Source organism: Arthrobacter sp. D3-18, assembly GCF_054408525.1.
Window position 1 is genome coordinate 1,982,249 of sequence record NZ_CP096440.1, and the last position, 22,308, is coordinate 2,004,556.

Sequence of the window (22,308 nt, forward strand, 5' to 3'; positions counted from 1 at the left end):
CGTGATCCACTGGTGTTTTGGTACACCAAGCTCACTGGGTCAGTTTGTAGGAAGTCTACAACGGTTCAGTTCTGTGAACGTGACGCGTGACGTTCGGCAGCAGCTTTCGGTTGGGCTGAAAGGCGGCCCACCACCAACGCCGTTTGCAGCACAAACGCCTCCCTGGGGAGGAGCGGATCCCAGCCTGTCACATCGCAGACACGCTTCAAACGGTAGCGCACGGTGTTGGCATGGACGAATAGTTCGCGCGCCGTGGCTTCCAGTGAGTGGCCGAGCTCCAAGTACGTGCCCAAGGTCTCCACGAGCCCGTTTGAAGCCGCGAGCAGGGGCCTGTAAATGTTCTTGATCAGTGACCTGCGCGCGGCGTCATCACCGGAAACGACGCGCTCGGGGAGGAGGTCGTCTGCAGCAACAGGCCGTGGCGCGGAGGGCCATGCACGGGCTGCGGTCAGCCCTGCGAACGCCGCTTGGGCGGAACTGCTCGCCTCAAGCAACGAGCCTGCTTCCGGGCCGTAAACCACAGCCCCCGGCGCAAAGAGCTCACTGAGCTTGACATAGGCTGTGTCGCGGTCCTGCACCCCGCCAAGGATCAAAATGAGCCGGTCGCCCTGGATTCCTACCAGCGCGTCCTCGGCGAAGCGCCCGGCGGTGCGGCGTAGTTCGCTGACATAGCTGGCGCTAGGCTCCGACGGCGAATTTCCCACCATCACGGTGAATCGCTCCTGCGCTTTCCAACCAAGGGCAGCGATCCTGGACCTTAACGCATCAGTGTTCTCGCCTCGCAAAATGGCGTCAACGATCAACGCTTCCAGGCGCGTATCCCAGGAGCCGCGGGACTCCGCAGCCCGTGCATAAACATCAGCGGCTGCGAAAGCTACTTCCCGTGAATAGCGCAGTACGGCTTCCCGGAGTGAGGGCTGGTCCGACTCCGGGGCGATTACAGGCACCTGGTCCTCCACGACTTCCACCACAATGCGGATTAGTTGCAGGGCCTTTTGCAGGCTGATGGAACGAGTCAATTCCGTAGGGGCGTTGCCAAAGACGTCCGTGAGGATCCACGACGGCGAACTGGGCCGCTCGTACCACGTTACGAAGGCGGCGATGCCGTTCTGGGCCACTAATCCCAAGGCCGAGCGTTCATCGGAGCTCAGGCGGCCATACCAAGGCAGTGATTTCTCGAGCTGCCGCATGGTGCTGGTGGACAGCTGGCCCACGTTGGCGCGGAGTTGCCGCAGGGTTTCAGCCTTTTCGGGTGACAAAGCCTGGGGTGCTGCCTTGCGCTTGGTGGTTGTTTTGCTTGGCTCTGCCATGGAATGAGCATACGGCCCATCGCGGGCAAGCTCCATTTGTGAGAAGGCTACAACTCGTGTTGTTGCTGGTCACGTCCTCGGGAGGTATGTCCCAGCCCGCTTAACGCCCGACGGCGGCCCCCACCTTTCGGTGAAAGCCGCCGTCGCGGATGTTGCTGTTATTGCTTTTGCCGCGGGTTACCCGACGAACCGTCAGGCGTCGCCGCCTGCTCCGCCGGTGGTGCCGGCGTTCACGTCCAGAAGCCGGTACTTTTCGATCGCCTTTTCCAGCGCACCTGCTTCAACTTCTCCCTTGGCGGCGAGGAGTTGGAGGGTTTTGGCGACGATGGAGTGGGTGTCGTTTTTGAAGTAGCGGCGTGCGGCTTGGCGGGTGTCGGAGAAGCCGAAGCCGTCTGCTCCGAGGGAGGCGAAGTCGTTGGGGATGAATTGGCGGATTTGGTCGGGGACGGCTTTCATGTAGTCGGACACGGCGATGACGGGTCCGGTGGTGCCGGCGAGTTGTTCGGTGATGAACGGGGTGCGGGCGGGTTGGCCGGGGTTGAGGAAGGCGTGTTCTTCGGCGGCGAGTCCGTCGCGTCGGAGTTCGTTCCAGGAGGTTACGGAGTAGATGTCGGCGGCGACGTTCCAGTCTTCGGCGAGGATCCGTTGGGCTTCGAGGGCCCAGGGTACGGACACGCCGGAGGCGAGGATGGTCGCGGTGGGCCGGTTCCCGGTGGTGCTGTCCGCTGCGGGGGCGGGGGAGAGGCGGTAGATGCCTTTGAGGAGTCCGTCGATGTCGAGGTTTTCGGGTTCGGCGGGTTGGGTGATGGGTTCGTTGTAGACGGTGAGGTAGTACATCACGTTTTTGTCATCACCGGCGTCGCCGTACATTTCTTCGAGGCCGTGGCGGATGATGTGGCCGATTTCGTAGCCGTAGGCGGGGTCGTAGGTTTTCACGGCGGGGTTGGTGGAGGCCAGGATGGGGGAGTGCCCGTCGGCGTGTTGGAGTCCTTCGCCGGTGAGGGTGGTTCGTCCTGCGGTGGCGCCGATGATGAAGCCGCGGGTCATTTGGTCCGCGGCGGCCCAGAACGAGTCGCCGGTGCGTTGGAAGCCGAACATGGAGTAGAACACGTAGATCGGGACCAGGGGTTCGCCGTGGGTGGCGTACGCGGTGCCGGCGGCGGTGAACGCTGCGACGGCGCCGGCTTCGTTGATGCCGGGGTGGATGAGTTGGCCTGCGGGTGATTCTTTGTAGGCCAGGACGAGGTCGCGGTCCACGGAGAGGTAGTTCTGGCCTTTGGGGTTGTAGATTTTCGCGGTCGGGAAGAACGCGTCCATGCCGAAGGTCCGGGATTCGTCGGGGACGACGGGCACGAACCGGGCCCCGAAGTTTTTGTCCCGCATCAGGTCTTTGAGGAGCCGGACGAAGGCCATGGTGGTGGCGGCTTGTTGTTTCCCGGATCCTCGTTTGGCCACGTCGTAGGATTTCGCGTCGGGCAGGGTCACGGGGGTGTGGGTGCGGCGGCGTTCGGGGACGAAGCCGCCGAGTTCGGCGCGGCGTTCCATCAGGTATTTGATTTCCGGGGCGTCCATGCCGGGGTGGTAGTACGGGGGTCGGTAGAGGTCAGCGTCGAGTTGGTCATCGCTGATGGGGATGCGGAGGTGGTCACGGAAGGCTTTGAGGTCTTCCATGGTCAGTTTCTTCATCTGGTGGGTGGCGTTGCGGCCTTCGAAGTGCGGGCCCAGGCCGTAGCCCTTGACCGTTTTGGCCAGGATCACGGTGGGTTTGCCCTTGAACTCGGTCGCTGCCTTGTACGCGGCGTAGACCTTGCGGTAGTCGTGACCGCCGCGTTTGAGGCCCCAGATCTGCTCGTCGTCCAGGTCCGCGACCATGTCCTTGGTCTGCGGGGACTTGCCGAAGAAGTGTTCCCGCACGAACCCGCCGGACTCGGCCTTGTAGGTCTGGTAGTCACCATCGGGGGTTTCGTTCATGATCTTCACCAACGCCCCGTCCCGGTCCGCTTCCAGGAGGGAATCCCACTCGCGGCCCCAAACGACCTTGATCACGTTCCAGCCCGCACCGCGGAAGAACGCTTCAAGTTCCTGCATGATCTTGCCGTTACCGCGGACCGGTCCGTCCAGGCGCTGGAGGTTGCAGTTGATCACGAAGTTCAGGTTGTCCAGGTTCTCGTTCGCGGCGAGCTGGAGCAGGCCACGGGACTCGGGCTCGTCCATTTCCCCGTCGCCCAGGAACGCCCAGACCTGCTGGTCGGAGGTGTCCTTGATGCCACGGTTCTGCAGGTACCGGTTGGACTGGGCCTGGTAGATCGCGTTCATCGGGCCGATACCCATCGACACGGTCGGGAACTCCCAGAAATCCGGCATCAAGCGCGGGTGCGGATACGAAGACAAGGCATGACCGGCCTTGGACTTTTCCTGACGGAACCCGTCCAAATCCTCTTCCGTGAGGCGGCCCTCCATGAACGCCCTCGCGTACATGCCCGGCGAAGCGTGGCCCTGGAAGAACACCTGATCCCCACCCGAGGGGTGGTCCTTGCCGCGGAAGAAGTGGTTGAAACCCACCTCGTACAACGTCGCAGCACCGGCATAAGTGGAAATATGCCCGCCGACACCAATATCCGAACGCTGCGCACGGTGGACCATCACCGCGGCGTTCCACCGCATGTACGCCCGGTACCGGCGCTCGAACTCCTCGTTCCCCGGGAACGCAGCTTCCTGGTCCACCGGAATCGTGTTCACATAATCAGTGGTCGTCACCATCGGCACACCCACCGACCGGGCACCAGCACGCTGCAACAACGAACGCATAATGTACTGGGCACGCTCGGTACCCTGCTCCGCGATCAACGCATCAAGGGACTCAATCCACTCCGCGGTCTCTTCCGGATCACGATCAGGCAGCTGGGCAGTCAACCCGCTGAGGATGTGTGAGGTCTCTTCTCCTGCAGCCACGTCCAACCTTCCTTTAGGCGCATGCATCGGCGCCTCAAGTCCGGCAGGGTAACTGCCCGTCGTGAACGCGTCGTGTGCGACATCTCTGTTTCAACAGCCCGGTCGGATGCGCCGGGCAGGTCTTGTGAGCACTTGGCTGCTTATGAACTTCTCGGGGCGGTCGCCCTGCAGCCGTAGCGCTCATGGCCACTCTAGCTTTCGAGGCGTCGCGATGCGTAGCCGTGGGCACCTGGGGGCGTTGTATGTCACACTCCCGCAGCCTCCGTGACGCAAAGCACGCAATCCTCGTGGCGTCGAAACACCGTGTGGAATGCGGAATATGGCCGCTGGCTGGGACAATAGCTTGAAGCACACGCCCAAAGGGTGTTGGCTGTTAGTAATGGAAGTCACTGCAAAAGGAGGAAACGTGAGCGAGGCCGACGCCGCCACATCGGTAAATGTGGCGGAAAGAATGGGTTTCAAAGATGGGGATCTGATTCAGGAACGCGGCTACGACGACGACGTCGATTTCGACTTGCGTGACGACATCGAAGATGTCACAGGCTCCGAGTTGTTGGATGAAGATGATCATGACGTCGTGGATGCTGTTGTTTTCTGGTGGCGGGATGGCGACGGTGACCTTGTTGATGCCCTGATGGATTCGCTCACCAACCTGAAGGAAGGCGGGGTTGTTTGGGTACTGACGCCAAAGTCAGGCCGTGACAACTACGTTTCTCCTGCAGACATCCAGGATGCCGCCCCCACTTCAGGACTGCACCTGACTACATCGGCGGGGGTCTCAAAGGACTGGAGCGCCACGCGTTTGGTGCCCAAGAAGAACAAGTGACGGCAGTCCCACAGGCTCCGGCCCGGGTGCTCGTTCCGGCAACGGGGCAGCCCGCACCGGATTTTGAACTGCTGAATCAGTACGGCGAGCCTGTCCGTTTGGCGGACTACCGGGGCCGCAATGTTGTCCTCGTGTTCTTTCCCTTTGCTTTCTCCGGCATTTGCACCGGCGAACTCTGTGAGATTCGCGACAACATCGCGGACTTCAAGGATTCGAATGCCACGGTACTGGCGTTGTCCGTAGATAGTAAGTTCGCTCAACGGGCCTACGCGGAGCATGAGAACTTTGGCTTCGACCTCTTGGCGGACTTCTGGCCGCATGGGGCCGTGGCGCGGGACTATGGCGTCTTCGATGAAGCGAGTGGAATGGCCTTAAGGGGGACGTTTATCATCGACGCTGCAGGCGTCATCCGCTATGTCGTTGTCAATCCCCGCGGCCAAGCGAGGGACTTTGCCGAGTATCGCCGGGCGTTGTCGTCTTTGGCGGACCAGCAGTCATGAACCATCCCAGGCCCGGAGTTGGCATGACTGGATTTGCCAGCATGCCATCCGCGCCCGTAGGGCAACTGGACCCCGAAGAGTTGCAGGCACTCGAGGTTGCCGGGGATCTCCTAAGCGGGAAGCGCTTAGCTGTACTTACCGGAGCCGGGTTGAGCACCGATTCAGGGATTCCTGACTACCGTGGGCCCGGTTCTGCGCCCCGGAATCCCATGACCTACCAGGAGTTCGTGGGAAGTGAGGCAAACCGGCGGCGCTATTGGGCGCGGAACCACATCGGGTGGTCCCACCTCAGGCATGCCGATCCTAATGCCGGCCATAAGGCAGTCGCGGTTCTGGAACGTCGCGGCCTGCTGTCCGGTCTCATTACACAAAATGTTGACAGGCTCCATGAGGACGCCGGAAGCATCAACGTGGTGGACTTGCACGGCCGCTTCGACCAAGTGGTTTGCCTCAGCAATGGGCACACCTTCACCCGGCGCTTGATCGCAGCGATACTTGAAGAAATCAATCCTGGTTTCTTGGAGGCGGCACTGGAGTCCGGTGTAGTAGAGATGGCTCCGGACGCCGACGCAACAGTTGAGGACCACGAGCTCATCACCTCGTTCGTGATGGCGGTCTGTCCCATGTGCGGTGGGACGTTGAAGCCGGACTTTGTCTACTTCGGTGAGAACGTCCCCAAGGATAGGGTGGCCCGCGCCTACGAGATGGTGGATAACGCGGACGCCCTCTTGGTGGCGGGATCGTCGCTGACGGTTCAGAGCGGACTGCGGTTCGTGCGCCACGCTGCAAAATCGGGAAAGCCAGTGGTCATCATCAACCGGGGAACCACCCGCGGCGACGACTTTGCTCAAGTGAAATTGGAACTGGGAGTCAGCGGCGCATTGGACTACCTTGCGCGCTCTTTGCCTGATCTTCCACAGGCTCCTGCCCCGATTGGTGTTTCGGGCGGTTGATCATGTAGAGTCATTGTTCGTTGGTTGAAGCGCGGAGGAAGTTACGAAGCGAGGAAGCCGCGGTTTGGGTCTTTAGCTCAGCTGGTAGAGCGCCACGTTTACACCGTGGATGTCATCGGTTCGATCCCGGTAGGACCCACCAAGGAAACCCCGTCATTCAAGTCGAAAGGCTTGGAGGACGGGGTTTTTGTTTCCCTCCTTCCAGCCGCCCACGATCTTGAATGTCAGACCCGTCTCCTACGGTTTCTTCCATGGAGCACGTACACATCCTCACAGTTGAGCCAGGCGCCCTGGCGGTCATCGTAAGGGGCGGCCGGGAGTGGCGCATGGTGGTGGAACCAGTCCGATGGTTTGAGCGCGTGGCATGGTGGGAGCAGGCCCGGCGGATGCCCAGGGGGCAAGGGCGGGTTGATATTGAAGTCTGGCAGGTCCAGGTCCGTTTAGGGAACAACCCACGATCCGGCATCGCTACCTGGGAATTGGTGAGGGACGGAACTGGCGGCGGCTGGCGCCTCCGGGGCGAGGAACTCGCTGCTGCGTAGGTTGGCCCCGGAAATGGATGAGCTCTCCACCACGACTATTGGGGGATGCCGCGGTGGAGAGCTCGAAGATGAATATACAGAGAACTTTTGGGTTTGGAAAGTACGGTCTCACCGAAGACGCAGCGGGGGGCGGAACTCGCCCCGCTGAGACATCCCCGTTCCACTATGATGAGTATTGTTCAGCAGAATGAACGCCCGAATTGCGATGTCGAAGGAGAATCATGGCCGATTCCCGCACCTCCCGTTCCGAAGGGCTGGGCGCTTCGTCGCCGGCGCCTGCCGTCACCCGCGCTGCAGCCGTGTTGGAGGTGCTGGCCGAGTCCCCCACAGGCCGATTGACTCTGAGCGATCTCTCGCGTGAACTCGGAATTCCCAAGTCCTCCACGTCCAACCTGCTATTGGCGCTGGAAGAAGCGCGGCTCATTACCCGCCAAGGGGCCGACTTTGCCTTGGGAAGGAAGCTTGTGGAACTGGGAGCTGCGTACCTCAGTCGCCTGGACGAGGTGCAGGAGTTCTACAAGTATTGCGAGCAAGCGCCCACGCTCTCCGGAGAGACTGTGAGAATCGCGATGCTCGACGGCGACCACGTCATCTATTTGGCGCGGTACGAGGGCCATCCAGCGGTCAGGCTAACGTCCAACATCGGCGACAAGATGCCCGTCTCGCTCTGCAGCGTCGGCAAGGCCCTGATTGCCCAGCTGCACGATCACGATATCGACGCAATGTTCCCGGATGGCATGGAGTTGCCCACCATGACCCCAAACTCCCTCAGGACTGCCGAGGAACTCAAGTCCCAGATTTCCACCATCCGCAAGCAGGGGTACGCCTTCGAGGACGAAGAATCCACGGTTGGTGTGGTCTGCCTGGCCGTGTCGGTCCCTACCCACGGAGCCCACGGCCCAAGCCTGGGCCTATCTGTTACGGCCCTCAAGGCTACCTACTCGGAGGAGCAGGGCGCCCTTATGGTCAAGGAACTCAAGGAGCTGGCGCGTTCCTTGGGTAACCCCATGGGCTAGGACTTCTCACTCACAATAAATAAATCTGATTACAACCTTGGCAGTGCGTTCAACAAGCTGTACGCTGTTCATCATAGTGATCTTGGCGGTGATGCCATCGCTATCTCGCTGGGCCAACGGGGGCCCGGGGTGATTTTGAGGGAGTGCTTGTGATAACTCGTGCAAATGAAAAGCTCGCGGCCGAGGCTGAGGACGCTGTAGTTGAGCCGGAACAACTCCGGCGGGCTACGCTGGCCAGCTCTGTAGGTTCTGCGCTGGAGTACTACGACTTCTATATTTATGGCTTGGCTTCGGCGCTGATCTTCGGTCCGCTGTTCTTTTCGCCCCTGGGCCCTGACGGTGCGTTGATTGCGTCCTTCGCCACCTATGGCGTGGGCTTTGCTGCGCGGCCTTTCGGCGGTTTGATCTTCGGCTACATCGGGGACAGGTTCGGACGGAAGATGGTCCTCATCCTCACCATCGCGCTGATGGGAACTGCAAGCTTCGCCATTGGCCTTCTTCCCACCTTCGAGCAAGCAGGAATGCTCGGCGCTGTACTGCTGGTCACGCTGCGAATCATCCAGGGGCTGGGGGCCGGAGCCGAGCAGGCGGGCGCCACGACCTTGATATCGGAAGTGGCTCCGCGCCGCCGTCGTGGGTTCTTTGCTTCATTGCCGTTTGTCGGCATTCAGTTGGGCACGCTCCTCGGCGCCGGAACCTTCGCGCTCATCGCCATGGCGGACAAGTCCGTCCTTCAGGGGTGGCTGTGGCGCGTGCCTTTCCTGGCCAGTTTCATTCTGATCGCCGTGGCCATTTTCATCCGCCTCAAGCTCAAGGAAACGCCCGCGTTCCAGGAGTTGGAGAAGCACAAGAACGTGGTTAAGAACCCTATTGGCGCTCTCTGGAAGCATTCCAAGAAGAACGTGTTGCTCGGTATCGGTCTTCGCATGGGCGAGAACGGCAACTCTTCTATCTACTCCGCGCTGCTGGTGTCCTTCATGAGCATGCCGGCGGGTGTCTTCGCTGGTAACAACTCCATCGGTCCTGTGGGTTTGCTGATCGCGGCCGGTTTCGCCGCCGTCATGGTGGTAACTTTCGGTGCTTTGTCCGACAGGTTCGGACGTGTTCCCGTGTACCGCTACGGCGCGCTGTTTCAGGCAATCATCGCGGTTCCTGCCTTCTACTTGGTCACCTTGGGTAACGTCACCTTGGTATGGGTAGTCATGGCGGTAGGCATTGCAATCGGTGTTCAGTCGATGCTGGGCCCGCAGTGCCCTCTTTTGCCGGAACTGTTCGGATCCCAGTACCGCTTCACCGGCGTCGCCATGAGTCGCGAGATCTCAGCGGTTTTGGCTGGCGGTCTTGCACCGCTGCTCGGGGCGCTCATGTTGGCCGCCACCAACCACTCATGGCTGGTCCTGGCCATCTACTCCCTGGTCCTGGCGCTCATCTCCTTTGTGACTACGTTCTTCACCCCGGAGACGGCAGGCAGGGACCTCGTCAGTACCGAAGACGCAAAGTAACTTCCGCAGAAACACCTGCACAAGGAATACACAACCACTAATCAGCGCGGCACCCTCCTTCAACGGGGTGCCGCGCTGATTTGCGCCCCACACAAAATGAGTCCCTCGGAGTGTGGTGGAAATTCCCGGGTGGCAGTGCAGAATTGGTGCAGCGATAGAGGAGTGTGTCGATGACGGCAACCAAGGGCCTTGCCTCACCGGAAAGTACCGGGCAGGTCCGGGCCGGGGCAGGGAAGGCGACGTTTCGGCCTGAGATCCAAGGCCTGCGCTCCTTGGCCGTACTCATGGTTGTCTCGTACCACATTTGGTTTGGCCGGGTTTCCGGTGGAGTGGACGTCTTCCTGCTGATTTCGGCGTTCCTGATGACGTTGCAGTTCGTCAACCGCTACCAGGACGCCCGTCCAGTGTCACTGGTGCGGCACTGGTTGCACCTTTTCTGGCGGCTCTTGCCGGCCGTCGTCGTGGTACTCCTTGGCACTCTGGCGGCCACATACGTGCTCATTCCCCGCACGCGTTGGATAGAAATAGTCAGCCAAGGCTGGGCTTCGCTGTTCTATGTGGAAAATTTGCTGCTCCAGCGGCAGGTGGTCAACTACTACGCGGCAGACCATAGCCTGGCAAGCCCCTTTCAGCATTTTTGGTCGCTGTCCATCCAAGGGCAGGTATTCATCCTCTGGCCCGCCATCTTTGTTGCAACGGCCTTCGTATGCCGCCGCTTGGGTCTGAGTTATAGGGCCGTGCTTCTTGGAGTCTTCGGGCTGATCTTCGCAGTTTCGCTGACTTATTCGGTCTACTTCACGGCAGCCAACCAGGAATTGGCCTACTTTGATACCTTTGCCCGGCTGTGGGAGTTCGCCTTGGGCACGCTGGTGGCGCTGTTGCTTCCGTATCTTCGGCCCGGCCGTGGACTGCGAAGCGTGCTTGGCTGGGTAGGGGTGGCCGCCATGCTGAGCTGTGGCGCCCTTCTTCAGGTCCAGACCGCGTTTCCCGGGTTTGTGGCCTTGTGGCCGACCCTCGCGGCGGTGGCTGTCATCATCGCAGGGCAGTCGGGAAGCCGCTTTGGTGTGGACCGCATTCTGTCGTCCAAGGTGTTGGTTGGCCTGGGATCAACGTCGTATGCCCTCTATTTGTGGCATTGGCCCCTGCTGGTAATCACTCTGGTATGGATTGGCCAAGACCATGCAGATGCGCTGACCGGTGCCCTGATCGTGGGTGCATCCCTCCTCCTTGCGTTCCTTACCACCCGGTTCGTGGAGCAGCCCCTGCGTGCATGGCGATGGCCGGAGACCAAGCGGCGGCGTCTGGCATTGTCTGTACTTGTCTGTATTGCGGTCGCTGCCGCTCCGATGGTGCAGTTCGGATACCAGCAGCAAATGGAGAAGAACATCATCGCTTCGCAGAATGCCGACGATAACCCGGGGGCGCGGGCGTTGCTACCCGGATACGTCGACCTTGTTAGCGAGGGCGCGCGGACGCTGCCCACCCCTGAGCAGCTACCGGAAGATTGGGGAAGGCTCGACGCCGCATGTACCGGAGATCTTCGCCCAGCGGATCCGGTGCTGTTTGCAGAGTGCCAGCAGAACGACGTCGGTGCTGACGCCGACAGGACCGTCTTTGTGGTGGGTCAGTCCCATTCTCTGCAGTGGCTTGGAGCCATCGGCCCCCTGGCCAAGGAGCACACGTGGCGTGTCCAGGCAATCACATTCGGGGCCTGCCCGTTCATGACCGAAACGGACGAGGTAGGGGACGAATGCAACGCCTTCAACCGAAACGTCCGGGAACACATCCGTATCCATCAGCCCGATGCTGTCTTCCTTGTGGGGACGGCAGCAGTTCCAGACTCGCCGGATGAGGACCTCACGTGGGGTCTTGACGAACTGGTTGGCGAGATCACGGACCAGGGCATTGAGGTCATCGCCATGAGGGACAACCCTCGCTTCTCATTCAGCCCCAGTGAGTGCGCAATGGCGTCCGGCGTGGAGGACCCGCGCTGCCGTCCAGCCCAGTCATCCGTGCTTGCCGAAAGCAATCCCTTGGATCAGCTGGAGGGTACTTTCACAGGGTTGTCCATCCTGGACATGACGGACCTGATCTGCGACGGCACGTCTTGCCCGGGCATCGTGGGCAACGTGTATGTCTACCTCGACGACAACCACCTCTCGAGCACTTACGTCAGGACCATGACCGAGACGTTGTCCGAGAGGTGGTTTGACGCCACAGGATGGTAGTTTCCGGCCTAGTAGAAGTGGACCGGATCAACCAGGTGGGGGAGTTCGCCGCCGTCCAGGAATGTGCGCAGGTTGCTGCAGAAACGTTCCGTGATGAGCCGGTTTTCGGCGGCGCTTAATGCCGAGGTATGCGGTGAAACCAGGACCTTGGGATGATTCCACAAAGGGCTGTCCTGCGGAAGCGGCTCCACCGCGAATACGTCGAGGCAGGCGTATGAGACCTGGCCGTTGTTCAGGGCTTCCAGCAAGGCGACCTCATCCACTACGGTGCCGCGGCCGACGTTGACGAATACGGTTCCCGGCTTCATGGCGGAGAAAATGTCCCTGTTGAACAGCTTCTCCGTATACGGCGTACCGGGCAATGTGTTCACCACTGCGTCGGCGTCCGCCAGCAGGCCGGGGAGGCTCTCATTGGTGGTGACCTCGTCAATCCCCTCCAGGGGTTCCACAGTGCGCTTGGTTCCACTGACCTTCATCCCCAAGGCCCGGGCAATTCGAGCGGTCTCCATGCCAATCTCGCCGAGGCCTGCGATGACAACTTTGGAGCCGTTGACCAGCTTGGTGGGCGTCCTGAGCTCGGGCCAGATTTTGGCGGCTTGGTCCTGTGCCATTTCAGCGCTGCGCTTGAAGCCGTTGAGGATGCCAAAGGCTGAGAACTCTGCCAGGGGCAGCGCATGGACACCTGCGGACGTCGTCACATGGAACTTTCGAAGGGTTTCCGTATCCAGCCCGGAAGCTTTGACGGCGCCACCTGCTCCGGCCGCCATGGCATGGATCCATTGCAGGTGGGGGTTGCTTCCGGCAATCCGCGCCAGTCCGGCCGGACTCTCGTTGGGGAAACCGTAAAGGACCTGGGCCCTGTTCAGCATGGCCCAGTAGCGTTCCTCCTGCTCCGGCGTGCGCCTGAATTCCGGATCGCCGGAGTGATCCGCGGGGAAACGTTCCGGCGGAAGAAGTTCGGGGTCGTAAAGAACTGTTGCGGAGGGATCTACAGCGCGGATCAGCTCTACGTGCTCTGCTTCGAGCGGCACAGCGATGGCGATGGTGAGTTCGTCAGTCGTCATGATGTTCATCATACTGAATGGAGGCTAGGATATTGAACAGAAATCTCTTGGATGACCACAAAGAAGTGAGGTGTTACCTACCATGACCAGTAAGCGCGTGGGCTTCGTCGGCTTAGGACTCATGGGAGCGCCCATGGCCTCCAACATTGCCAGTGCGGGATGGAATGTCACCGCTTGGAATCGCTCAGACACTGTTTTTGAAGGCCTCTCCGGCGTCCGCCGTGCAGCCGACGTTGCAGAGCTGCGTGATGAAGACGCCATCATTTTCATGCTCCCGGATTTACCCTTTATTGAGGAAGCGGCCGCGGACTTGCTCGAGTCATGGCGGAACGAGCCACCCGAGCCGGGCACCGCCGTCGTCATTATGAGCAGCGTCTCGCCAACCGCAGTCCAGCTGTTTGGCGAGACTGTTCAGCAGGCATCCAGTGGCAACGCCGCCGTGGTTGATGCACCGGTCAGCGGTGGCACCTCCGGGGCGCAAAGCGGAAGCCTGGCCATCATGGTGGGAGCGACCGAAAGCCAGTTCGAAGCGCTCCAGCCGCTCCTGGAAACCATGGGGACCACCCTTCGGCGCATGGGTCCCTTGGGATCGGGGTCGCTCGCCAAAGCCTGCAATCAACTTATCGTCGGAACCACGACGGCGGCGCTGGCCGAAGCGGCCGAACTCGCTGAACGCTCCGGCATGGATGTGCGGGCGCTTTACGAGGTCCTCTCGGGAGGGCTGGCCGGAAGCCGGGTGCTGGACAACGTTGGCCCCCGCCTGGCCGCCAAGGAATATGCCCCAACAGGGCCGGCCAAGTTCATGCACAAGGACCTGGGATTCGTGGTCGCCAGCGCTGAAGCCGTTGGCTCTGCCGTTCCCATGGCAGCAGCGGCAATCGATTTATACGCCGAACTCAAGCGCCAAGGACTCGGAGACCAAGACCTCGCCGTCGTCCGCCAGGCCATCGTAAACCTGAGCCTGCCAGCAGCCGCGACGTCCAACAGCAACTGACCGATTCAACTGAAGAAGCCGGCCCAACTGAGGAAGAAATGACGTACAAACTATGAGTGGACTCTTTGATCTGACCGGGCGGGTTGCGTTGGTCACTGGTTCAAGCCGGGGGATCGGTAACGCCCTGGCCAGGGGGCTGGCGGATGCCGGAGCTATCGTGGTGCTCAATGGCATCAATGCAGAACGGCTGGAGGCAGCCCAGCAGGCCATGGCTGCTGACTACCCGGAGGGAAAGGTCCACAGCCTGGCTTTCGACGTCACCGACGCGACGGCCGCCGCTGAAGGAATAGCTTGGGTGGAGGAGAACGTGGGCCCGCTTGACATCCTGGTGAACAATGCCGGAATCCAGCACCGCGTTCCCATGCTGGACCTCGATGTTAAGGACTGGGACCGCGTGATCACCACGAATCTCACCAGCGCCTTCCTTGTGGGCCGGGAAGCAGCCAGGCACATGATCGCCCGCGGACAAGGGAAGATCATCAACATCTGCTCGGCTCAGACGGACCTTGCCCGCCCCACCATTGCACCGTATGTGGCTGCCAAGGGCGGGCTCCGAAACCTGACCCGAGCCATGACTGCAGAGTGGGCTGCCTCCGGATTGCAGATCAATGGCATCGCGCCTGGGTACATCCACACGGAAATGACCCAGAACCTGGTGGATGACGACAACTTCAACTCATGGATCCTTGGCCGGACGCCGGCCAACCGGTGGGGGACAGTAGCCGATCTTGCCGGGCCAACGGTATGGCTCGCCTCACAGGCATCCAATTTCGTGAACGGCCAGACCATCTTCGTCGACGGCGGAATGACGGTGGTGGTCTGATGGGCATCATTCTCCCGGCCTTCGGCCCCGCCGTGGTCGCCCATGGCAAGGGCGATCTCAGGGTTGAGGACATCCCACTGACTGCACCTGCTCCCGATGAGGCGGTGGTGGAGATCGCCTACGGCGGGATCTGCGGGTCAGACCTCCATTACTGGCTGCATGGTGCGGCGGGGGAATCGGTCCTGAAAGAACCAATGGTCCTCGGGCACGAAATCGTAGGCGTGGTGGTCCAGCAAGCTGTTGATGGCGCCGGCCCCGGGGTTGGCACACGTGTGGCTGTCCATCCAGCTACCCCTGCCTCAGGTGACGTCAGATACCCGGAGGACCGGCCCAACCTGTCCCCGGGCTGCACCTATTTGGGCAGCGCTGCACGGTACCCGCACACCGACGGCGCTTTTAGCCGCTATGCCAACCTGCCCACGCGAATGCTGCGGCCGCTGCCGGAAAACCTGAACCTTCGCACCGCAGCCCTGGTGGAACCTGCCAGTGTTGCCTGGCACGCGGTAGGACGCGCAGGAGACGTCAAGGGAAAGTCCACGCTTGTGATCGGCAGCGGCCCTATTGGTGCGCTTGTGGTCGCCGTTCTCAAGCGTGCGGGTGCGGCCAGGATCGTCGCCGTCGACATGCATGACAAGCCCTTGGAAATCGCCCGGGCTGTTGGCGCCGATGAGGTCCTCAAAGGTGATGATGCGGATGCCATCGCCGCCGTGGAGGCCGACGTCGTTATTGAATCCTCGGGAAGCCATTTCGGACTGGCCTCCGCCATCAAGGGTGCTACCCGGGGTGGAAAAGTAGTGATGGTGGGGCTCCTGCCGTCAGGACCGCAGCCGGTGTTCATCTCACTGGCCATCACACGCGAGTTGGAACTGCTTGGCTCGTTCCGCTTCAACAACGAGATTAATGAGGTCATTGATGCCCTGGCCGATGGCTCGCTGTTTGTCGATCCAGTGGTGACACACGAGTTCCACCTCGCTCAAGGCTTGGAAGCCTTTGAGGTGGCGAAGAACTCAGCCGAATCCGGAAAGGTCCTGCTGAACTTTCAGCAGTAGCTGGTTTTTGCGCCTAGTTCTTTGCGACGGGGACGAAGACGCGGGGCTGGTCATTCCAGCTGGGGGCAAGCTCCGCGATGGTTTGCCGCATGATCTTGGCGGCGGCGTCGCGCGCGACGGAACCATCGCCGGCGTCGATAGCGTGGGCAACGTCCATGTGCCACTGGAGCGCCTGCTTCTGGGGGTGTTCCGGCATGAGCCCATGGACGGTGCGACCGGTGAGGGTTTCAGTGACCTGGCCAATAAGGTTGGCAAACATTTCGTTCCCGGAGCCGGAGAGGACCAACGCATGGAACCTGATATCGAGGTCGAGGAAGCGGGCCATATCGCCGGCATCACCGGCTTCCTTCATGGCCAGCGAGATGCCCACCAGCTCCTGCCGAAGACTTTCGGGCGCGTTTCCTGCGGCCAGCTCTGCTGCAACAGGCTCGACGGCGGAACGGAGTTCGGCCAGCGACCTCAACTGGGCGCCACGCCCCTCGCCGGCAAGCCGCCAACGGATCACCAGCGGATCGAAGGGATTCCATCGGTGGGCCGGGAGGACCCGGATGCCCACTCGCTTAATGGTCTCCACCAGCCCCAGCGACTGCAGTACACGGACAGCTTCACGGACGACGGATCGCGACACTTTGAGCTCGTCTTCCAAATGCTCGGCCAGCATGACGTGGCCTGTAGGAAGGGTGCCACCGACGATCCTGGTGCCCAAATGCTCTACGGCGCGGTGGTGGAGGCTGGTTGACATAGAGGTAAGCATAGTGGCGCGGGGACGTCCCGTGCGCAGCCGGATGCGGCCGGCATCATAGACTGTTTATGACGCGGCACCGTTCCAAAACGTGGGCGCCGCTTTCCCGCCCAAGATTTAAATACGTATGGTTTATTACAGCCCCTGGTTTTGAAATCGCTTCCTGCGTACCCCCAGGGGGGTAGGTGGGACTGTTTGTACACGAACGAATTGGAGTTTTGATGTCAGCACACATCGGTGTCACCGGCCTTGCGGTGATGGGCGCCAACCTGGCCCGCAACCTCGCCCGCAACGGCTTCACCGTGGCTCTCCACAACCGCTCCGTGGAAAAGACTGACGCCCTGCTCGAAAAGCACGGCACGGACGGCGACTTCATCCGCACGGAAACCCTGCAGGAACTCGTCGACTCCCTCGAAAAGCCCCGCCGCGTCCTCATCATGGTCAAGGCAGGCGCTCCCGTTGACAACGTGATCGAGCAGCTCGAGCCGCTGCTCGAGGCCGGTGACATCATCATCGACGCCGGTAACTCGCACTACGAGGACACCCGCCGCCGCGAAGCCGCGCTGGCCAAGAAGGACCTCCACTTCGTCGGCGTCGGTGTATCCGGCGGCGAAGAGGGTGCACTGAACGGACCGTCCATCATGCCCGGCGGCTCGCGTGAGTCCTACGACGCCCTCGGCCCGCTGCTGGAGAAGATCTCCGCGAAGGTCGACGGCGAACCGTGCTGTGCCTGGATCGGCACCGATGGCGCCGGCCACTTCGTCAAGATGGTCCACAACGGCATCGAATACGCTGACATGCAGGTCATCGGCGAAGCATTCGACCTCCTTCGCTCGGGCGCCGGCATCGAGCCCGTTGAGCAGTCCAAGATCTTTGCTGAATGGAACAAGGGCGATCTGTCGTCCTTCCTGATCGAAATCTCCGCCGAGGTCCTGGGCCACGTTGACGCCAAGACGGGCAAGCCGTTCGTGGACGTCGTCGTGGACGCTGCAGGCCAGAAGGGCACGGGTCGCTGGACGGTCATCTCCGCACTGGAACTCGGATCCCCGATCTCCGGTATCGCCGAATCCGTCTTTGCCCGTGGTCTCTCCTCCCAGGCCGAGCAGCGCAAGCTTGGCCAGGAACTGCTGGCCGGCGAAGAAGCCTCGGTGGAAATTCCCGAGACCTTCGTCGAGGACGTCCGCCAGGCACTGTATGCCTCAAAGCTGGTCTCCTACGCCCAGGGCCTGGACATGCTGACGTCCGCTGCCAAGGAATACGGCTGGGACCTCAAGCTGGACGAGATCGCTTCGCTCTGGCGCGCAGGCTGCATCATCCGTGCAGAACTGCTCAAGGACATCACCAAGGCCTACGCCGCCGAAGAGAAGCCCGCCAACCTGCTGTTTGCGCCGGCCTTCACCAAGGCAATCGCAGAGGCACTCCCGGCATGGCGCCGCGTGGTAGCCACCGCAGTCCAGCTGGGGATCCCGGTACCGGTGTTCTCCTCCTCGCTGGCCTACTACGACGGCCTGCGCCGCAAGCGCGTTGCCGCTGCCCTGATCCAAGGCCAGCGCGACCTCTTCGGGGCACACACCTACGGTCGCGTGGACACCGAGGGCACGTTCCACACCCTGTGGGGCGAAGACAAGTCCGAGATCTCGGCAGTCGACACCCACTAGCAGCAGCTTCCCGTCAGAGGCCGGTTCCTCCCAGTTACGCTGAGGGGACCGGCCTTTGCCGTACGCAACTGAAGGAGACCAGCCATGGCATCCCGTATCGCGTTTGTCACCGGTGCTTCCACCGGAATCGGCTTCGATACCGCCATCGCCCTCAGGGCAGCCGGCTTCACTGTCTACGCAGGGGCGCGCCGTGTGGACAAGATGGAGCCGCTGAAGCAGCACGGCATCACCGTTCTATCCTTGGACGTCACTTCGGAGGAATCGATGGAGTCTGCGGTGAGGTTGGTTGAAGCGGCACATGGGCAGATCGACCTGCTGGTGAACAATGCCGGCTACGGTTCCTATGGCTCCCTCGAGGAAGTTCCGCTGGCTGAGGGCAGGCGCCAGTTCGAAGTCAACGTCATGGGCCTGGCGAGGATGACCCAACTCGTCATTCCCGGTATGCGCCGATCGCGGTCAGGCCGGATCATCAATGTGGCGTCCATTGGCGGCAAGATCTATGAGCCCTTGGGCGCTTGGTACCACGGCACAAAATTCGCGGTTGAGGGAATGAGTGATTCCCTGCGCCTGGAGTTGGGGCCGCACGGCATCGACGTCGTGATTATTGAACCGTCGGGAACGGACAGTGAATGGGGCACCATCGCGGGCGAGGGCCTGTTGGCTGCCTCCGGCGGAGGGCCCTACAGCAAGCAAGCGCACATAGTGGCTGCCGCACTGGCATCAACATCCGGAACCGGTCATGTTTTGTCGACGCCGGCGCGGGTTGTGGCCAAAACGATAGTACGGGCCGCAACGGCAAAACGCCCCAGGACCCGCTACCCGGTGGGTAGGGGAGCCTGGAGCGTCCTGGCATTGCGTAGGGTTCTTCCGGACCGCGCCTTCGACGCTGTCTTCTGGAATTTCTACAGAAGGCTCGCCGGCTAGATCCGGTACTCGATGTAATACTCAGCCGGGTCCACGGCGGGCTTGGTTTCGGACCTGGCGTCGCGGTGTCTCCACGTGGCCGGAATGCCGGTGATGATGGATTCCGGGGGCGCGTCTTTTACCACCACGGCATTGGCGCCGATTGCGCTGCCGGCACCGATGGTGATGGGCCCAAGGACCTTTGCGCCTGCTCCGATGGTCACGCGGTCGCCGATGGTGGGGTGCCGCTTGACCTTGGCCAGCGAACGTCCGCCGAGCGTCACGCCGTGATAAATCATCACGTCCTCGCCGATCTCTGCGGTCTCACCGATCACCACCCCCATGCCGTGGTCGATGAAGAAGCGGCGGCCGATGGTGGCGCCGGGATGGATTTCGATTCCGGTAAGGAATCTGGCCAGCTGGGAGATCAGGCGCGCAGGAAAGCGGAGCGCAGGATTCTGCCACAGCCGGTGCGTCACTCGGTGTGCCCAGATGGCGTGCAGGCCGGAGTATGCGAAAAAGTTCTCAAAAGAGCCTCGAGCCGCCGGGTCATGGGACCGGGCGGCATCGAGGTCTTCCTTAAGCCTTGCGAAGAAGCTCACAAAGACCTTTCTACAGGAAATGAAGGCGTGCAGGCGAAGTGTTAGCCGCGGATGTCGTCGAACAGCACTGTGGAGATGTAACGCTCTCCGAAGTCACACACGACGGCGACGATCAGCTTGCCTGCGTTCTCGGGACGCTTGGCCAGTTCCAGCGCACCCCACACGATCGCACCGGAGGAAATGCCGCCGAGGATACCTTCACGCGCGCCGAGTTCACGGGCTACGCGGACTGAATCCTCCAGGGTAGCGTCCAGGACTTCGTCGTAAACGTTGGTGTCCAGGATTTCCGGAACAAAGTTGGCACCGATTCCCTGGATCTTGTGCGGACCGGGCGCTCCACCATTCAGGATCGCGGAGTCCTTGGGCTCGATAGCGACAATCTGCACGCCGGGCTTGCGCTCCTTGAGGACCTGGCCAACACCTGTGATGGTGCCGCCGGTGCCTACGCCAGCAACAAAAATGTCTACTTCGCCATCGGTGTCTTCCCAGACTTCCTCGGCGGTCGTGGTGCGGTGGATTGCGGGGTTGGCCTCGTTGGCGAACTGCTGAGCCCAGATGGAGTTCTCCGTGTTGGCGACGATTTCCTGTGCCTTCTCGACGGCACCACGCATGCCCTCGGAACCGGGCGTCAGGACAATTTCCGCACCGTACGCACGCAGCATGACCCGGCGCTCAGTGGACATGGTCTCAGGCATGGTCAGGATGACCTTGTAACCGCGGGCTGCACCCACCAGAGCCAATGCGATGCCGGTATTGCCGGAAGTACCTTCGACGATGGTTCCGCCGGGCTTCAGGGCACCGGACTTCTCGGCAGCGTCAATGATGGCCACGCCGATGCGGTCCTTGACGCTGTTGGCCGGGTTGTAGAACTCAAGCTTGACTGCAACGGTGGCGTCGAGGCCTTCGGTCAGCCGGTTCAGACGGACCAGCGGGGTGCGGCCGACAAGCTGCGTGACGTCGTCGTAGATCCTTGCCATGAAAATTACGCCTATCTCTGAAGAGGGAATGCTGAGGTCAGCCTAACCAGCAGGATCGAAACCCTGCTAAGCAGTAAGCCACGCAGAGTAATATTTCCGGGCCTTAGCCAATTTCGGGTTAATGATCACCTGGCAGTAACCCTGATACGGGAACTTCGCATAGTAATTCTGGTGGACTTCCTCGGCCTCATGGAACTCGGGAAGGCGGCTGACCTCGGTCACAATCGGATCTGACCAGAGGGCTTGGGCGCGTTCGATGGCTTCCTCGAACAGCACCTTCTCTTCCGTCGTTGTGTAGAACATCGATGATCGGTACTGGGTTCCTACGTCATAGCCCTGACGGTTCAGCGTGGTGGGGTCGTGCAGGGCGAAGAACATGTCCAGGATGACTTCCTCCGGAACCACAGTTTCATCGAATGTCACCGCGACAACTTCTGCATGGCCCGTAGTGCCGGAGCACACCTCGTAGTAATCGGGATTGCGGACGTGACCGCCGGTGTAACCGGATACAACCGAGCTGACGCCTCGGGTCTTCTGGTATACGGCATCAAGGCACCAGAAGCAGCCGCCGCCAAGTACGAAAGTTTTCATGTTCTCTTCAATGGATCGGAGGGTCTGATGATTCCCGCTTCACCTTACGGGAGAATTACGGCACCAGGGAGGTCCCGCCGGTGCGGCAACCGCCCAATCGGGCCCAGTAAGAAAGAAATCGGGCCCAGTAGGGAAGAATAAGAGCATGGAAGCAGTAAACACCGACATTTCTGATGCGGATTCCGTCGAAGAAGACGAAACAGTTGACGCCAGCGGTGATCCTACGCTCGGTCAGGTGTTGCTGGCTGTCGAGGAACTCTGGCCGGAGTCCCTGGCTGAAGACTGGGATGAGGTGGGCCTTGTTGTCGGCCGACCCAATGCCCCCGTCACCAAAATCCTCTTTGCTGTGGATCCCACACTGGCCGTGATTGATGAGGCCGTGGAGTGGGGAGCCGAACTACTCATCAGCCACCACCCGCTGCTTCTCAAAGGGGTGAACTCTGTGGCAGCCACGTCCGCGAAGGGCCTCGCTGTCCACCGGTTGATAGAGGCCGGTACGGGGCTATTAACCGTGCACACCAATGGTGATTCAGCCGTTGGCGGGGTTTCCGATGTCCTGGCCGACGCTTTCGGATTGGAGGACGTCACACCACTCACGGCTGCAAGCAATGGCCTGCCGGAGGAGGGCATTGGCAGGGTGGGAGACCTCCCTGAGCTTGAGACGCTGGGTGATTTCGCGGCGCGCGTCTTTGAGATGCTGCCTGCTGTCGCCGGGGGAGTCCGGGTGGCTGGCGATAAGGACGGCCTGGTCCGGCGCGTCGCAGTCTGCGGTGGTGCCGGGGACAGTTTGTTCGACGCCGTTCGGGCCAGTCAAGCGGATGTGTACGTCACCGCAGATATGCGTCATCATCCAGCATCGGAGGCCCGCGAAGGTGCCACTAACGGCCGGCCCTACCTGATCGATGTTTCGCACTTTGCCAGTGAATGGCTGTGGCTGCCTGCGGCCGCCGAAGCGCTGGGCAACGTGCTCGCGGACCAGGGCTACGACGTCGAGATCCGCGTCAGCGGCACCAACAGCGACCCCTGGGACTTCATACTCACTCCCGGCGGGGACTAGAGTCTAGAAAGATACGGGC

General features: G+C 61.2%; 20 protein-coding genes and 1 tRNA gene. 14 read left to right on the forward strand and 7 right to left on the reverse strand.

The features are described 5' to 3' along the window. Positions 1-65: 65 nt before the first annotated feature. Together M1D89_RS11340 and aceE are read right to left on the reverse strand one after the other, a co-directional pair. Positions 66-1,310, reverse strand: a complete 1,245-nt coding sequence (locus tag M1D89_RS11340) for a PucR family transcriptional regulator (RefSeq protein ID WP_017199662.1) — start codon at positions 1,308-1,310, stop codon at positions 66-68. A 192-nt stretch (positions 1,311-1,502) separates the two neighbouring features. Beyond that, on the reverse strand, positions 1,503-4,289 hold the full coding sequence (gene aceE / locus M1D89_RS11345) for a pyruvate dehydrogenase (acetyl-transferring), homodimeric type (RefSeq protein ID WP_498650582.1): 2,787 nt from the start codon (positions 4,287-4,289) through the stop codon (positions 1,503-1,505). A 379-nt stretch (positions 4,290-4,668) separates the two neighbouring features. Here aceE and M1D89_RS11350 point away from each other — a divergent pair, with 379 nt between their 5' ends. The 8 genes from M1D89_RS11350 (at position 4,669) to M1D89_RS11385 (ending at position 11,829) form a co-directional block, all read left to right on the forward strand. Beyond that, on the forward strand, positions 4,669-5,088 hold the full coding sequence (locus M1D89_RS11350) for a DUF3052 domain-containing protein (protein WP_026005795.1): 420 nt from the start codon (positions 4,669-4,671) through the stop codon (positions 5,086-5,088). Continuing rightward, positions 5,085-5,588: a peroxiredoxin gene (locus M1D89_RS11355; protein WP_498650584.1), complete on the forward strand. Its 504-nt coding sequence runs from the start codon at positions 5,085-5,087 to the stop codon at positions 5,586-5,588. The genes M1D89_RS11350 and M1D89_RS11355 overlap by 4 nt, the downstream gene beginning before the upstream one ends. After that, positions 5,585-6,541: an NAD-dependent protein deacetylase gene (locus tag M1D89_RS11360; protein ID WP_498650586.1), complete on the forward strand. Its 957-nt coding sequence runs from the start codon at positions 5,585-5,587 to the stop codon at positions 6,539-6,541. Before M1D89_RS11355 ends, M1D89_RS11360 begins: the two co-directional genes overlap by 4 nt. Before the next feature lie 66 nt (positions 6,542-6,607). After that, positions 6,608-6,683, forward strand: a tRNA-Val gene (locus tag M1D89_RS11365). 109 nt (positions 6,684-6,792) lie between these two features. Further along, positions 6,793-7,083, forward strand: coding sequence for a hypothetical protein (locus M1D89_RS11370; protein WP_498650588.1), 291 nt, complete (start codon positions 6,793-6,795; stop codon positions 7,081-7,083). 221 nt (positions 7,084-7,304) lie between these two features. Further along, positions 7,305-8,099, forward strand: coding sequence for an IclR family transcriptional regulator (locus M1D89_RS11375; protein WP_498650590.1), 795 nt, complete (start codon positions 7,305-7,307; stop codon positions 8,097-8,099). A 143-nt stretch (positions 8,100-8,242) separates the two neighbouring features. Beyond that, complete coding sequence (locus M1D89_RS11380) at positions 8,243-9,601, forward strand: MFS transporter (RefSeq protein WP_498650592.1); 1,359 nt, start codon at positions 8,243-8,245, stop codon at positions 9,599-9,601. Positions 9,602-9,771: 170 nt separating this feature from the next. Then, a complete protein-coding gene (locus M1D89_RS11385; RefSeq protein WP_498650594.1) occupies positions 9,772-11,829 on the forward strand; it encodes an acyltransferase family protein in 2,058 nt (685 codons plus the stop codon). An 8-nt stretch (positions 11,830-11,837) separates the two neighbouring features. On the opposite strand, the gene M1D89_RS11390 is transcribed toward M1D89_RS11385, so the two are convergent. Further along, complete coding sequence (locus M1D89_RS11390; RefSeq protein ID WP_498650596.1) at positions 11,838-12,905, reverse strand: D-2-hydroxyacid dehydrogenase; 1,068 nt, start codon at positions 12,903-12,905, stop codon at positions 11,838-11,840. 70 nt (positions 12,906-12,975) lie between these two features. On the opposite strand from M1D89_RS11390, the gene M1D89_RS11395 reads away from it, so the two are divergent. From M1D89_RS11395 to M1D89_RS11405, 3 genes are read left to right on the forward strand one after another with little or no spacing between them, the layout of a single operon-like run. Next, positions 12,976-13,887 carry an NAD(P)-dependent oxidoreductase gene (locus tag M1D89_RS11395; protein WP_498650597.1) on the forward strand — a complete coding sequence of 304 codons (912 nt, stop codon included), beginning with the start codon at positions 12,976-12,978 and terminating at the stop codon, positions 13,885-13,887. Positions 13,888-13,939: 52 nt separating this feature from the next. Then, positions 13,940-14,710 carry an SDR family oxidoreductase gene (locus M1D89_RS11400; protein WP_498650599.1) on the forward strand — a complete coding sequence of 257 codons (771 nt, stop codon included), beginning with the start codon at positions 13,940-13,942 and terminating at the stop codon, positions 14,708-14,710. Then, the gene (locus tag M1D89_RS11405) at positions 14,710-15,759 is read left to right on the forward strand and encodes an L-idonate 5-dehydrogenase (protein ID WP_498650600.1); all 1,050 of its coding nucleotides are present in this window, start codon (positions 14,710-14,712) and stop codon (positions 15,757-15,759) included. Before M1D89_RS11400 ends, M1D89_RS11405 begins: the two co-directional genes overlap by 1 nt. A gap of 13 nt (positions 15,760-15,772) precedes the next feature. Here the strand turns inward: M1D89_RS11405 and M1D89_RS11410 are convergent, their stop codons facing one another. Continuing rightward, positions 15,773-16,501, reverse strand: a complete 729-nt coding sequence (locus M1D89_RS11410; RefSeq protein ID WP_498650602.1) for a FadR/GntR family transcriptional regulator — start codon at positions 16,499-16,501, stop codon at positions 15,773-15,775. A gap of 221 nt (positions 16,502-16,722) precedes the next feature. Between M1D89_RS11410 and gnd the strand changes: the two genes are divergently transcribed. Both gnd and M1D89_RS11420 read left to right on the forward strand, forming a co-directional pair. After that, positions 16,723-18,159, forward strand: coding sequence for an NADP-dependent phosphogluconate dehydrogenase (gnd, locus tag M1D89_RS11415; RefSeq protein WP_498650604.1), 1,437 nt, complete (start codon positions 16,723-16,725; stop codon positions 18,157-18,159). Positions 18,160-18,243: 84 nt separating this feature from the next. After that, positions 18,244-19,083: an oxidoreductase gene (locus M1D89_RS11420; RefSeq protein WP_498650606.1), complete on the forward strand. Its 840-nt coding sequence runs from the start codon at positions 18,244-18,246 to the stop codon at positions 19,081-19,083. On the opposite strand, the gene epsC is transcribed toward M1D89_RS11420, so the two are convergent. The 3 genes from epsC to msrA all read right to left on the reverse strand — a co-directional run bounded on the left by epsC (position 19,080) and on the right by msrA (position 21,232). Then, positions 19,080-19,664 carry a serine O-acetyltransferase EpsC gene (gene epsC / locus M1D89_RS11425; RefSeq protein WP_011775089.1) on the reverse strand — a complete coding sequence of 195 codons (585 nt, stop codon included), beginning with the start codon at positions 19,662-19,664 and terminating at the stop codon, positions 19,080-19,082. The two genes, M1D89_RS11420 and epsC, sit on opposite strands and share 4 nt — an antisense overlap. Before the next feature lie 41 nt (positions 19,665-19,705). Next, positions 19,706-20,641 carry a cysteine synthase A gene (cysK, locus tag M1D89_RS11430; RefSeq protein WP_017200618.1) on the reverse strand — a complete coding sequence of 312 codons (936 nt, stop codon included), beginning with the start codon at positions 20,639-20,641 and terminating at the stop codon, positions 19,706-19,708. A gap of 66 nt (positions 20,642-20,707) precedes the next feature. Next, positions 20,708-21,232, reverse strand: a complete 525-nt coding sequence (msrA, locus tag M1D89_RS11435) for a peptide-methionine (S)-S-oxide reductase MsrA (RefSeq protein WP_011775087.1) — start codon at positions 21,230-21,232, stop codon at positions 20,708-20,710. 145 nt (positions 21,233-21,377) lie between these two features. Between msrA and M1D89_RS11440 the strand changes: the two genes are divergently transcribed. Next, the gene (locus tag M1D89_RS11440) at positions 21,378-22,289 is read left to right on the forward strand and encodes a Nif3-like dinuclear metal center hexameric protein (protein ID WP_498650610.1); all 912 of its coding nucleotides are present in this window, start codon (positions 21,378-21,380) and stop codon (positions 22,287-22,289) included. Positions 22,290-22,308: the final 19 nt, after the last annotated feature.